Origin of the sequence: Saccharothrix obliqua, from assembly GCF_019375475.1 — a bacterium.
Classification (GTDB): domain Bacteria; phylum Actinomycetota; class Actinomycetes; order Mycobacteriales; family Pseudonocardiaceae; genus Actinosynnema; species Actinosynnema obliqua.
Genome location: NZ_JAHXGQ010000008.1, coordinates 82,432 through 95,188, shown reverse-complemented (window position 1 = coordinate 95,188; position 12,757 = coordinate 82,432). Strand labels below are relative to the sequence as shown.

Genomic DNA, 12,757 nt, shown 5'->3' with positions numbered 1-12,757 from the left:
ACTGGTGACCATGGCACGTGAGTACCGACAGCGGCTGCGGGCGCAGTCCGCCGACCTGACCCGGAGGCGCATCCTCGACGCCGTCCACCGGTGCCTGGTCGAAACGCCCTCCGAACCGGTCACGATGGAGAAGGTGGCCCAACTCGCCGACGTGTCCCGATCCACGATCTACACCGCTTTCGGCACGCGCACGGGCCTGTTCGCCGCGTTCGCCGCGAACCTGTTGCGCCACATCGACTTGACCGAGGCGGTGCGGAATCCCGATGCCAGGCGCGCTCTCCGGGATGCCATCAGCGGCAACGTGCACGTGTACGCCACGCACCGCGACGTGCTGCGCGCGCTGTTCTCCATGGCACGACTGGACACCGCGGCGGTGGGCGGCACGATCCGCCGCTTGGAGCGCGAACGGGCGCAGGGCTTGGCGGTCCTCGCACGTCGCCTGCGCGAGCAGGGCGTGCTGCGCGACGGGATCACCACCGACCACGCCGCGCACGTGCTGTGGCTGCACACCTCGTTCGACGCCTTCGACCTGCTGCTCACCGGCCGGTCGCTGAACGCGGGCACCGTGGCCGCCGTCCTCATCGACGCCACCACGCAGATCCTGTGCCGCCCTAACGGCGTCGCGTGGAGAACACCGCCGTGGCCGTCCCGAGCGCCGTGAGCACCGCGATCCCGAACGCCAGCAGGCGGGCCGACCCGACCGGCGATCCGCCGAGGCTGATCAACGTGCCCGCGATGGCCGAGGTCACGGTGTAGGTGATGAGCTGGGTGGTGTTGAGGGCCGCCGCCGCACGCGCGCCCTCCGCCGGGTCGTCCGTGCTGCTCATCGCGGCCACGCTGAGGTGCGGGAACGCCAAGCCGATACCGATGCCCGCGACGAGCAGCACCACTGCCCACAGCACCACGAGCAGCGTCGACGCGCCGTCGGCCTGGAGGGCGCCGAACGCCACCAGCCCGCCGGTCAGCAGCAGCGGTGCGACCAGGATCGCCCGCCGTGCCCCCGCCGTGCCGAGGTTGACGCTGAGGAGCTGCGCGACGACCCACCCGACCGACAACGCCGCGCCGAGCAACCCGGCCGCGAGCGGCGAGAGGCCACCCAGCTCCCGGCCGAACAGCGGGATGAAGTTCTCCGTCATCACGCCCGCGCACAGGGCGGCGACCGTGAGGTAGACCCACTTCAGCGACGTGCCGCGCACGTAGGTGAGGCCGGGCAGCACGCTCACCGGACCCCGCGCCTCCACGACCAGGAAGGCGATCAGCAGCACCGCGCCGACGCCGAGCGCGATCGCGGTCGGCGCGCCCGGCGCCACCGTCGAACCGAGGCTGAACGCGGTCGCCGCCAACGTCAGCAGCACCAGCGACAACACCGGCACGGGCGTCCGCTCGCCGGTGGCGGTCGTCTTGCGGGGCAACGCTTTCCGGGTCAGCGCGGCCAGCGCCACCGCGACGGCGAACAGCAGCCCGTACGCCCACGGCCACGCGTCGAACTGGGCGAAGACACCGCCGAGCGCGGGTCCGACGAGCGTGCCGACACCCCACATCGCCGACACGAGCCCGGCCGCGCGCGCCCACAGGTGGTCCGGCAACGCGGTCCGGATGACGGCGTAGCCGAGCCCGGCGAGCAGGCCGCCGCCGAAGCCCTGCACGACCCGACCCGCGATCAGCACCTCCATCGTCGGACTGAGCGCGTTCACCGCCGCGCCGACCGCGAAGACCAGGAAGCCGACGAGGTACGCGCCGGACGCGCCCCGGGCGGTCAGCACGCGACTGACCATCATGGAGGCGATGACCGCGGCCATCAGGAAGCCGGTCGCGACCCAGGCGTAGAACTCGGCGCCACCGATGTCGGCGACGATCGACGGCATCAGCGCCGCCGTGAAGTAGAGGTTCATCGCGTACAGCGCGACACCGCCGGCGAGCACCAGCACGGTCGCGGCGTAGCGGCCGGAGAACAGCTCGGACCACCGCCCGGTGGTGTCGGCCTGGTCCGTCGTGGACGGGGCGTGCGAAGGGTTTCCGGTCACGTCGCGCTACGCTAGGAGTTCAAGTGGACTTCAAGTCAAGAGAGCGGCCATGTCACGCGCACCGACCGATCTGCTGACCATCGGCGAACTCGCGCGCCGCGCGGGCGTCGCCACCTCGGCCGTCCGCTTCTACGAGGCGCAGGGGTTGATCACCTCGGTCCGGACGGCGGGCAACCAGCGCCGCTACCCGCGGCACGTGCTGCGCCGCCTGTCGCTGGTGCTGTTCGCGAAGCGGCTGGGCATCCCGCTCGCCGAGGTGGCCGAGGTGTTCGCGGGGCTGCCCGACGACCGGATGCCGGGCAAGCGGGACTGGGACCGGATCGCGAACCGGTGGCGGGAGCACCTGGAGGCGCGGCGGCGGGAGGTCGAGCAGTTGCAGCGCGAACTCACCGGCTGCATCGGGTGCGGGTGCCTGTCACTGCGGCGCTGCTACGTGCTCAACCCGGGTGACAGCCTCAGCGAGCACGGCGCCGGGCCGCAACTCCTGCTCCACCCCGACGACGAACCCTGACCTCAGGCGGCCTCGTCCAGGTCGACGTCCGGCACGACCGGCGGTTCGGCCGGCGTGCGCTCCGGGAAGACCCACCGCCGGAACGCCCACCACCGGAAGGCCGTGGCCAGCAGCGTGCCCAGCACCATCCCGGCGGCGAAGTCGGCCGCTTCCTGGACCAGCAGGCCGACTTCGGGTTGCCGCAGTCCCAGCACGTAGCGGGACACCAGCAGCGGCAGCGGGTTCAGGGCCACGCCGACCGCGCTGATCAGGAAGAACAACGCCGCCTCGTGGTGCCGCTCCCGGCCGCCCCGCGCGCGGAACGACCACTCGCGGTTGAGCACGTACGAGACCACCGTCGACACGATGGTGGCGATGACCAGCGCCGTAGCGGGTTTGCCCGTGAGCACGGTGAACTTCAGCACGTAGTTGACCACGGCGGTGATCACGAAGCACGTGCCGCCCACCACCAGGAACTTCACCAGTTCGCGGTGCTCGCGCAACCGACCTGCCACCAGCACGAGGACCCTCCGGGCGACCGACACCGCGCCACCCTACCGATTCCGGCGACCGTCCACTCCGGACTGCTGGACGGCGCCCCTACGATCCGGGTGTTGGAGGTGCGGTGGACACTGCGGCACGACGGGCCGGCGACGTGGTGGCCGGCTGGGCGATCACGGTCCTGGCCTGGGCGTTGTGCGTCCCCGGCGTGCTGTTGTTCATCGGCGCTTTCGTGCTGTCCGCCCGGAACCTGGCCTGGTGGCTGGACGCGCCGGACCTGTCCTGGCCGGTGGCGGTGGGGATCAAGGCCGTGGTCGGCGGTACCGGCGCGGTCGTGTTCGAGGTGGGCCGCCACCTGATGACGACGGGCCGGCGGTACCGCACCGGGGCGGTCGGGTCGCTGGAGGGCTTGGCCGGCACCCGTTACGTCCTCTACCTGCGTTCTTTCACCACGGACCAGTGGCTGGCGAACCCGCCGGAGACGCCGGGCGATCCCCTCGGCGCCCTCATGTCCGGCCGCGGCCTGACCCGCGAGCAGTACCTGGTCGAGTACCTGAGCCGGTTCGGGCGGGTCGTGGCGATCGGCCGACCGGGCGAGCGGACACCGCAACTGGGCGCGGAACGCGGTTACGTGACCGGCCCGGACTGGCAGGGGACCGTCTCCGCGTTGCTCCGCGACGCGCACGTGGTGGTTTTGTCCGCTACGCCCAGTCCCGGAACCGTTTGGGAGTACGTGGAAGCGCTGCGCACGGTGTCGCCGCGGCGGCTGGTGCTGCTCCTCCACCCGGAGGCGTCCACGTACTTCGCCTTCCGGGCCGCCGCGGTCCGGGAGCACGCGGCGAGGGCGGACGACGGGCCGCTGCCGGACCTGCCGTCGACCAGCCCGGTCCCCGACCCGCCGTTCCCGGCGGACCGCACCGGCTGGGACTTCCCCGCCGCCGGCGTCATCACCTTCGACGACGACTGGCGCCCCCGCGCCACCGGCTTCCTCCCGATCCCGAAGCGGGAACACCGGACGATCTGGCACCGGGACCGCTTGGTGGAACGCGAACTCGACCGGGCGCTGGAGGCGGTGCACCGGCTGCCCGACGTGCCGCGGTGAGCCGGGACGTCAGCCCACCCGGCCGGGCCCGGGCGGGAGGACGGCGGCGAGCACGCCGATCAGGGCCGGCACCACGACGACCCAGTAGGCGCTGCCGAACGCGGCGGGAGCGGACGACGCGGCGGTGAGTCGTGCCTGCAGGGTCACGGCGACCGCGGCGATGCCCACCGAGCCGCCGAGTTGGTTGAAGATGAACAACGCGCCGGTGGCACGGGCGACCGACTCGGGGCCGAGCGCCTGGTACAGGAACGCCATCGTGCCGGGGATCGCGAACCCGATGCCGAACCCGGTCACGCCCAGCGCGACCACCAGCAGCGCCTGACTGGTGTCGGCGCCCACGAACGTGTAGGCGTACGCACCCAGCGCCGCGAGCAGCAGACCGGTGGACGTGGTGACCCGGGCGGTGAACTTCACGGCCGCCCTGCCCACCAGGGCCGAGCCGAGGGCGCCGACCAGGCCGGACGGGACCAGCAGCAGTCCGGCGTGCACCGCCGTGAAGTCGCGTGCGTCCTGGTAGTACAGGGGCGTCAGGAACAACAACGCGTTGGCGACCGCGCCCACGAGGAACATGACCACCGCGGCCAAGGTGAAGCCGCGGTTGCCGAACATCCGCACGTTGATCAAGGGCTCGACCCGGGTCCGCAGCGCGTGCACCACGTACGCGCCGAGCAGCACGGCACCGAGCAACGCCGGCACGGTGCCGGCGGAGAAGTCGCCCCGGGCACCGGCCGTGGAGAACGCGTGGACGAGCAGCGCGAACCCCGGCGACAGCAGGGCGAGGCCCACGACGTCGAGCTTGCGGTTCCCGACGCCTTCGCGCCGGTCGCGTGGCAGGGTCACCAGCGCCAGAACGACAGCGGCGACGCCGATCGGCACGTTCACGAAGAACATCCACCGCCAGCTCACCAGGTCGACGAACAGCCCGCCCACGACCGGGCCGACCACCGGCCCGACCACCAACGGGATCGAGATCAACCCCATCGCCCTGGCGACCAGCCCCGGTGCCGCGGTGGCGGCCAACATGCCCTGCACGACCGGCACGACCATGCCGCCACCGAGGCCCTGGACCACCCGGAAGGCGATCAGGCTCTCCGCCGACCACGCGATGCCGCACAGCGCGGAGCCGAGCACGAAGAGCACCACCGAGGTCAGCCACATCGTCCGGCCGCCGAACCGGTCCACCGCCCAGCCGGAGAACGGGACGGCCACCGAGACCGCGAGCAAGTAACCCGCCGTCACCCACTGGATCGTCGCCAACGAGGAGTCGAAGCTCGTGGTGAGCGTCCGCACGCCCACGTTGACGATCGTCTCGTCGAGCAGCGCCAGCAGCATGCCCAGCAACAGCACCGCGGCCATCCGCAGGTACGCGGGATCTAACCGGTCACCACGCGCGGCACCCGCACCCGCGTCCGCCGAGGCATCCCCCGTCGTCATGTCGCACCACCGATCCACTCGCTCGTCACCGCCGGTCGTCCACCGGTGCACGAACCGTAGCAGTTAGATGCAACTGCATGCATGTTGTTCAATCCGACAAGCTCGTTGTTCGCTGCTCACAGCAGTGATCACGACACTGGCCGTCGTCGGAAGCCCTCTATAAGATGCATGAACATGTACTTAACGCGCCGGTCGGGGACGTCCGATGACCGATGACACCCTGCTGTGGCGCAGGCTCAGCGCACTGACCGCACGCGTGAACCAAGCGCTCGACAAGCGGTTGGCGCGCACCCACGACGTGACTCTGTCCGAGCTGTTCACGCTCCTGGCCCTGCGCGACGGAGACCCCCGTGGGATGCGTGTGCACGAGTTGACCAGCGTGCTCGGCCTGGAGCAGTCCTCCGTGAGCAGGCTGACCGCGCGACTCGAAGGCAAAGGGCTCGTGGGGCGTGTCCGGTGCGACTTCGACCGCAGAGGCGTGTACTGCGCCATCACGGACGCGGGCCGCGCCCTGGCCGACGAGGCGGACGGCGTCTGCGGTGCCGAACTCGGCGCCCAGCTCGACCAGGCGGCGTTCGAGGAGCGGTCGGCCGCCGTGGTCGCCCGGCTGCGGTACGCGGGACCGGTCGAAGGTCGGTAGCGGGGTCAGCCGGGCGGGTCGAGGTCGTCCAGTTGTCGGCGCACGCGTTGGGCCGCGGTCTCGCGGCCCTGGTCCCGGTACAGGCCCAGGGCTTCCTCCCAGGCGGCGCGGGCTTCGGCGTGTTGGCCCAGCGCGGCGTGGGGGTGGCCCAGTTTGTGGAGGGTGTTGGCGGCCTCGGTGGTGTTGCCGAGGGCGCGGAACAGGGCCAGGGCCTGGCGGTAGTGCACGACGGCCTGGTCGTGCCGGCCGCTGTGGTGGTCGATGTAGCCGAGGCTGTCCAGCGTGTACGCCTCGCCGTTGGCGTCCTGGTGCTCCCGGGACAGGACCAGCGCGGCGAGGCAGTGGGCGCGGGCGGTGTCGTAGTCGCCCACGCGGGCGGCGAACCAGCCCACCCCGTTGAGGGTGTCGGCCTCCCGCACCGGCTCGTCCAGCGTGCGGTAGAGGTCCAGCGCGTGCCGGACGTGCTTCAGTGCCCGGTGGTCGTCGCCCTGGACCTCCCACGCCCGCGCGATGGCCTGGTGGATGCGGGCCTGCTGGGTGGCGTCGTGGTGGAGTTCGGCCAGGGCGAGCGCCTGGTGCAGGTTCTCGATGGCCTCCTCGTGCTGCTCCAGCACCGCGTGTGCCTGGCCGAGGAACCGCCGGGCGTGGGCGCGGGTGGCGGGGTCCAACTGGTCGGCGGCTTCGGCGGCGGCCTGCCACACGGCCAGCCGGTCGTGGCGGTGGCCCCGCCGCCGGTGGAAGACGTGCAAGGTCCAGGCGAGGTGCCACACGGTCCGGTGACGGCGGCCGGCGGCGGCGGTGTGCTGGGCGGCCAGCAGGTGCGGGTGGTGGGTGTCCAGCCACGCCAGCGCGGCTTGCTGGTCGGCCAGCGGTCTCGGGTGGGCGTCCGCGGCGGGCGGGTCGAGGCGGATCGGGGCGCGGTGCGGGTCCAGGAGGTGGTCGGCGGTGTGGGCGGTGTGGAGGTAGTGGTCCACGACCCGTTCCAGCGCGGCCCGGCGCACCGGCTCGGTGAGGTGGTCGTGGGCGGTGGTGGCGGCGTAGGCGCGGACCAGGTCGTGCATCGCGTAGCGGCCGTGCGGGTGCCGGAGGAGGAGCGAGTGGTCCTCCAGGGCGCGCAGGGCCTTGCGCGTCTGCGCCTCGGGCAGCCCGACCAGGGAGGCGGCGGCGGGCAGGTCGATGTCGGGACCCGGTGCGATGCCCAGCAGGGCGAACACCTGCCGCTGCTCGTCGGTGAGCGGGCGCAGGGACCAGGACAGCACGGTGGGCAGGCTGGCGGCGGGGTCGTCGTCGTCCAGGGCGTCCAGGCCCGACTCGCGCAGCTCGGCGACGGCCTCGGCCGGTGTCAGGTGCTGGACGCGGGCGGCGATCAGGCTCAGCGCGAGCGGGAACCCGCCGCACAGCGCGACCAGTTCGGCGATCGCGTCCTCGTCGGCCGTGTCCGGTTCCAGGGACGCGGTCAGCAGCGCGTGGGCCTCGGTGTCCGTGAGCACGTCCAGGGGCAGCGTTCGGGCGCTGTGCCGGGCGACCAGCGCCGGCAACCGGTTGCGGCTGGTGACCAGGGCCGTGCACGACGGGCTGCCGGGCAGCAGCGGGACCACCTGGTCGGCGGTGGCGGCGTTGTCCAGCACGACCAGCACCCGCCGGTCGGCGAGCAGGCTGCGGTACAGCGCGGCCTGCGCGTCGAGGTCGGTGGGTATGCGCTCCGCGGTGACGCCGAGGGCGTCGAGGAAGCCGCGCAGCGCGTCGGCCGACGCCATGGGCGGGCCGTTGGAGCTGAACCCGCGCAGGTCCACGAAGAGCTGACCGTCGGGGAACCGGTCGTGGTGGTGGTGCGCCCAGTGCAGAGCGAGCCACGTCTTGCCGATGCCGCCCGCGCCGGTCAACGCCGAGATCACCACCGCGGTGCCGGTGGCGGAGTCCAGGGCGGCGGTGAGCGTGGCGAGTTCGTGGGCGCGACCGGTGAACAGCCGGGGCGTCGCGGGGAGCTGGCGGGGCACCGACGTGGCGGGGGTCAGGTCCGGGTCGGCGTTGAGGACGCGGTGGTACAGGTCCTGGAGCCGCGGACCGGGGTCGGTGCCGAGTTCGTCGACCAGCCGGGTGCGGACCTGGTGGTAGTGCTCCACCGCGTCGGCCGGCCGGTCGCTGCGGTAGAGGGCGAGCATGAACTGGGCGGCGACCCGCTCGTCCAACGGGTACCGCTGCGCGCGGTCGGCCAGGCCGGGCAGCAGCTCGGCGTGCCGACCGCGGCGTAAGCCCGTGTCGGCGCGATCCAGCTCGGCGGCCAGGCGCTCCCGTTCCAGGGCGGTGCGCAGCTCCACCGCCCACGGCGTGTCCAGGTTCGCCACCGGCTCACCCCGCCACAGCCCGAGCGCCTGCTCGAACAACGCCGCGGCCCGCTCGTCGTCCGCCGCACGGGCCCGGGTCACCAGGTCGCGGAACAGGTGCACGTCCACGCGCAGCTCGTCCACGACGAGCCGGTAGCCGCCGGACCGGCCGATCAGCTCCACCGCCGAACCCGACAACGCCGCGCGCAACCCCGACACGTAGGTGTGCAACGAGTTCCGCGCCCGCGCGGGCGCCCGCTCACCCCACACGCGGTCCACGACGCGGTCCGCCGGCACCAGCCGATCCGCCTCCACCAGCAGCACCGCCAGGACCGCGCGTTGCTTGGCCGACCCCAGGTCGAGCGGGACCCCGTCGGCCTCGGCCTCGATACCGCCCAACAACCGGAACCACACCGCCACCACCACCCTGCCCGTGCCTGTCACTCCGCGCCGGAATATCAGAGTGTGGCCGGTGCGGGCCACAGGTGGTTCCCGGGCCGGCTTCCGCCGTCAGCGGGCCGCATCGCGCACCCGGCTGGTGGGGCCGGGCTGGACGACAGGCCCCACGGCATCGCGAAGCGATAGACACCGATTGACTTTCGATAGGTACGCAGCGATACTCGATGCATGTTGTCGGAGCATCGAGCGGTCGGTCCGCTCAGGGTTTTCCTCGTGCTGCTGTTCGGGGTCCTGGTCCTGTTCCAGACCATGTCGCTCCCCGGGCAGTTCGCCCACATGGCGAAGCAGTCACCGGACCTCGCGCACCTCAGGTGGCCGTTGACGGCCGTGTCCGTGTTCTGGGTCGTGTGCGTCCAAGTGGTCGTCGTCGCCACCTGGAAGCTGCTCACCCTGGTCAAGAGCGACCGCATCTTCACCGACGCCGCGCTGAAGTGGGTCGACGTGATCGTCCGCGCCATCGCCGCCGGCTGGGCGACCCTGGTGTGCGTGCTGCTCTACATCGGCTTCACCTGGGACGACCCGGGCCTGCCGCTGCTGTTGTTCCTCGTGTCGGTCGGCGTCGCCGTGCTGGGCCTGGTGGTCGTGGTGATGCGTGCCCTCCTGCGTCAGGCCACGACGCTGCGCACCGACATGGAAGCGGTGATCTGATGCCGATCGTCGTGCGCATCGACGTCGAGCTGGCCAAGCGCAAGATGAGCGTGGGCGAGTTCGCCGAACGGGTCGGGCTCACGCCGGCGAACGTGGCGGTGCTGAAGAACGGCCGCGCCAAGGCCGTGCGCTTCAGCACCCTGGAAGCCATGTGCCGGGTGCTCGGCTGCCAGCCCGGCGACCTGCTCGAGTGGGTCGAGGACTGATCACGCCCACCCGCTCGCGGTCTTGGTGGTCATCAGGAACTCGGCCAGGTGGCCGTCGTGCGGGCGCAGGGGGTCGAACGTCGTGGTCGGCGTCGGCCCCCAGTGGACGGCGCGGATCGTCGGCTCCTCGACGCACCGCGCCACCACGTCCCGCCGACGGGTCAGCAGGGTCAGCGCCAGGCTGTCCCGCAACGGCCCGATGCCGTCCTCCGGTCGCCACGGCCGGACCCACGCGCAGGGGAACGGCATCTCCACGGGACGGGCGGTCGTGTCGCGCGGCGCGATCACCACGGGGCGCAACGCGGCGCTGCCGTCCCCGATCTCCGCCGGCGCGCAGGGAATCCCGGTGTGCGCGGTGAACGCGTCGGTGATGCGCACCGCCGACGCGAGCGACGCGACCGGGAGCGTCGCGTCGGGGTGCTCCGGCGGCCGGACGGGGTGGCGGGCCAGCGCTTCGGCGAGGGCTTCGGCCACCTCGTCCGCCTCGTCCTCCACGAGCACCACCGTCGCGTGCAGGCACTGCGTGCCGCCTTCGCCGCCGATCGAGGCGACTAGGACGTCCAGGTGCTCACGCCAGTCCACGTCCGCGGTCACCAGGATCTTCGAATTCCCGGGGCCGAACGCCCGGACCCGCGGATCGCCCGCGTGCCGCGCGACGGTGTCCCGGGAACCGAAGACCAGGCCCAGGTCGGTCGCGGACAGCAACGCGTCGCCCGACTCGTGCACACCCGGCAGCAGCGCGCAGTAACCGGGGTCGAGCCCCGCGAGGTGGAGCGATTTCGCCAGGCGCGCGGCGGTCAGCGGGTCACGCGTCGACGGCCGGACGGCCACCCGCCAGCCGAGGGCGATCGCGGTCAGCCACAGGGCGTGCGGCAGGGGGTGGTTGCCGGGCGCGAGCACGCCCAGCACGTCACCGCGACGGGTCCACGCGCAACCGCTCAGGTCGGGCGGGCGTTGGGCGCGCACGACCTCCTCCACCCGTGCCGCCGCGTCGCGGAACACCGACAGGGCGCGGACCGCCGCCGCGACGGGCACGCCGGAGAGCCGGGCGTGGTCGTGGCAGTAGTCCGCGGGCGACTCGCCGTCGATCTCCGCACCGGCGAACAACTCGCCCGCGCGGGCGATCGCGGCCAGCCGCTCCCGCTCGCACTGCGGCGGTCGCGCACGCATCCGGCGCGCGGTCAGCCGCACCGACAACGGCGGGGCCAGGCCCAGGTCCACCGCGGGTTCACCCGATACATCGGTGAGCACGCACCGGTCACGGGAAGCACGCTCACCGTCCGGCCCGATGGGGTCGACCACTCGCACGTCAGTAGACGCCTTCTTCGAACGTTCCGGTCGTCCGGCGGGCCGACACCACGTCGGACACCCCGTCCGGGCCGCCGGGCACGGCCGGCGGTCGGCGGGTCGCGAGGTCCCGCTCCACCACGTTCGGCAGGAACATGTCCGCCGACAGGTGGTGGACGCGCACCCGGCCGCGCTCGCCGTAGCCGACCGGCACGCCGGTGTCCGGGTCGAACACCTCGATCACGCTGTGCGGCGCGAACGGGTCGAACACGCAACCCGGTCCGGGGCGTTGGGGTGCCGCGCCCATCACCGTGTTGCCGTACACGCCGATCACCCGCGCGTCGGGGAACACCTCGTTGTCCAGCAGGTGCAGGGTTTCCGGACCCGCCGCGACACCGGACCACACGATGGTGTCCACAGTGGACGCCACCAGCTCGGCCACCGCCGGGCGGTCCGCGATCGCCACGAGCAGCGGCGGCGTCGCCCACAGCACGGAGATCCGCTGCGTGCGCAGGAGCGACGTGGCCTGGCCCACAACGTGGTCCAGGTAGTCGTCCACCTGCCCGGGGTGGCGCTTGACCCAGCGGGGGTCGAAGTCGACGGTGCAGAACGCGCCGCCGCGCAAGGCGGCGACCACGCCGAACGCGTACCCCGCGACATGCGGACCGGTCGGCCCGAGGTAGAGCCAGTTCCCGGCCGCAGCCACGCCGTGCGCGTCCAGGCAGCGGTCGATCCAGCGCGCGGTGCGGTGCCAGAAACCCAGCTCCACCACGCGCTTCGGCGCGCCCGTGGTGCCACCGCTCTCGAACACCAGCGGCACCCGGTCGCCGAAACCCTTGGGCACCAGGTCTTCCACGCGCGCGGTCCGCAGGCGGTCGCTGACGTCGGGGAAGCGGCGCAGGTCGGCCGGTCCGGTGACGTCGCGGAGCGGGTCGAACGGCAGCGACCGGGCGAGGTCGAGCCAGAACGGTGAACCCGTGCTCGGGTCGAAGTGCCAGCGCACGGCCGCTTCCACGGCGGTCGCGAGGTCGGGCAGCGCGTCGAACGGCGCGTCCAGCGCCGGTGGCGCGGTCACGCGCCCGGTGGGCGGCCGACCATCCAGTTGCCCGGCGCGTCCGGGTCGTCGCTGAAGTAGAACTCCAGCACGGCCGCCGTGATCTCCTCGTGGCCGAGGTAGCCGTCGCCGTCCCGGTCCAGGTGTCGGAACGCCTCCGCCGCCTCGTCCGGCGGCAGGCCCATCAGCGCGGTGTACCACTTGACGTACTCGCCCTCGGTCACGCGGCCGTCGCCATCGGCGTCGGCGATCTCCATCATGGTGTCGATGAACGGCTGGTACGCGCGGGAGTACGCCTCCCGGTCGACCAGCACGTGCCGCTCGAACGCGGCCTTGTACTCCGCCAACGTGACCTGGTCGTCCCGGTCCACGTCGCTCGCCGCGGCCAGCCTCGTCCAGATGCCCAGCAGCACCTCGCGCAGCCGGGTGGCGGCGGGGTGGTCGGGCGCCAGGCCGAAGGTCTTCTCGACCCGGCTGGAGACCAGCTCGAAATCGGCTCGCGTGACCACGCCGTCCCGGTCCAGGTCGTAGGTGCGGAACCGGCGCTCCAGCTTGCTCTCCACCAGTGGCGAGAGGGTCATCATGCTC

At 72.6% G+C, this 12,757-nt stretch carries 13 protein-coding genes; 6 read left to right on the top strand and 7 right to left on the bottom strand.

All coding sequences use genetic code 11. The features are described from left to right. Positions 1-10 precede the first annotated feature (10 nt). Positions 11-661 carry a TetR/AcrR family transcriptional regulator gene (locus KZQ38_RS24325; RefSeq protein ID WP_219444813.1) on the top strand — a complete coding sequence of 217 codons (651 nt, stop codon included), beginning with the start codon at positions 11-13 and terminating at the stop codon, positions 659-661. Here the strand turns inward: KZQ38_RS24325 and KZQ38_RS24320 are convergent. After that, entirely contained in the window at positions 612-2,024 is a 1,413-nt protein-coding gene (locus KZQ38_RS24320) for an MFS transporter (protein WP_219444811.1), read from the bottom strand. The two genes, KZQ38_RS24325 and KZQ38_RS24320, sit on opposite strands and share 50 nt — an antisense overlap. A 49-nt stretch (positions 2,025-2,073) precedes the next feature. On the opposite strand from KZQ38_RS24320, the gene soxR reads away from it, so the two are divergent. Then, on the top strand, positions 2,074-2,535 hold the full coding sequence (gene soxR / locus KZQ38_RS24315; RefSeq protein ID WP_219444809.1) for a redox-sensitive transcriptional activator SoxR: 462 nt from the start codon (positions 2,074-2,076) through the stop codon (positions 2,533-2,535). A 2-nt stretch (positions 2,536-2,537) separates the two neighbouring features. Here soxR and KZQ38_RS24310 read toward each other — a convergent pair whose 3' ends face one another. Further along, positions 2,538-3,059 carry a GtrA family protein gene (locus KZQ38_RS24310; RefSeq protein WP_308258569.1) on the bottom strand — a complete coding sequence of 174 codons (522 nt, stop codon included), beginning with the start codon at positions 3,057-3,059 and terminating at the stop codon, positions 2,538-2,540. Between the two features lie 80 nt (positions 3,060-3,139). Between KZQ38_RS24310 and KZQ38_RS24305 the strand changes: the two genes are divergently transcribed. Further along, the gene (locus tag KZQ38_RS24305) at positions 3,140-4,117 is read left to right on the top strand and encodes a hypothetical protein (RefSeq protein WP_219444807.1); all 978 of its coding nucleotides are present in this window, start codon (positions 3,140-3,142) and stop codon (positions 4,115-4,117) included. Positions 4,118-4,126: 9 nt separating this feature from the next. Here the strand turns inward: KZQ38_RS24305 and KZQ38_RS24300 are convergent, their stop codons facing one another. Next, positions 4,127-5,551: a DHA2 family efflux MFS transporter permease subunit gene (locus KZQ38_RS24300; protein WP_219444805.1), complete on the bottom strand. Its 1,425-nt coding sequence runs from the start codon at positions 5,549-5,551 to the stop codon at positions 4,127-4,129. Positions 5,552-5,756: 205 nt separating this feature from the next. On the opposite strand from KZQ38_RS24300, the gene KZQ38_RS24295 reads away from it, so the two are divergent. Beyond that, positions 5,757-6,191: a MarR family winged helix-turn-helix transcriptional regulator gene (locus tag KZQ38_RS24295; RefSeq protein ID WP_219444803.1), complete on the top strand. Its 435-nt coding sequence runs from the start codon at positions 5,757-5,759 to the stop codon at positions 6,189-6,191. A 5-nt stretch (positions 6,192-6,196) separates the two neighbouring features. On the opposite strand, the gene KZQ38_RS24290 is transcribed toward KZQ38_RS24295, so the two are convergent. Then, positions 6,197-8,959, bottom strand: a complete 2,763-nt coding sequence (locus KZQ38_RS24290; RefSeq protein ID WP_308258568.1) for an AfsR/SARP family transcriptional regulator — start codon at positions 8,957-8,959, stop codon at positions 6,197-6,199. Between the two features lie 183 nt (positions 8,960-9,142). Here KZQ38_RS24290 and KZQ38_RS24285 point away from each other — a divergent pair, with 183 nt between their 5' ends. Further along, a complete protein-coding gene (locus KZQ38_RS24285) occupies positions 9,143-9,622 on the top strand; it encodes a DUF2975 domain-containing protein (protein ID WP_219444801.1) in 480 nt (159 codons plus the stop codon). Then, positions 9,622-9,828, top strand: coding sequence for a helix-turn-helix domain-containing protein (locus KZQ38_RS24280; protein ID WP_088985077.1), 207 nt, complete (start codon positions 9,622-9,624; stop codon positions 9,826-9,828). The genes KZQ38_RS24285 and KZQ38_RS24280 overlap by 1 nt, the downstream gene beginning before the upstream one ends. Here KZQ38_RS24280 and KZQ38_RS24275 read toward each other — a convergent pair whose 3' ends face one another. The 3 genes from KZQ38_RS24275 to KZQ38_RS24265 are packed head-to-tail and all read right to left on the bottom strand — an operon-like array spanning position 9,829 to position 12,750. After that, positions 9,829-11,136, bottom strand: a complete 1,308-nt coding sequence (locus KZQ38_RS24275) for an aldehyde dehydrogenase family protein (RefSeq protein WP_219444799.1) — start codon at positions 11,134-11,136, stop codon at positions 9,829-9,831. A gap of 1 nt (position 11,137) precedes the next feature. Further along, positions 11,138-12,190, bottom strand: coding sequence for an AMP-binding protein (locus KZQ38_RS24270; RefSeq protein WP_219444797.1), 1,053 nt, complete (start codon positions 12,188-12,190; stop codon positions 11,138-11,140). Further along, positions 12,187-12,750, bottom strand: coding sequence for an EF-hand domain-containing protein (locus KZQ38_RS24265; RefSeq protein ID WP_219444796.1), 564 nt, complete (start codon positions 12,748-12,750; stop codon positions 12,187-12,189). The genes KZQ38_RS24270 and KZQ38_RS24265 overlap by 4 nt, the downstream gene beginning before the upstream one ends. Positions 12,751-12,757 lie beyond the last annotated feature (7 nt).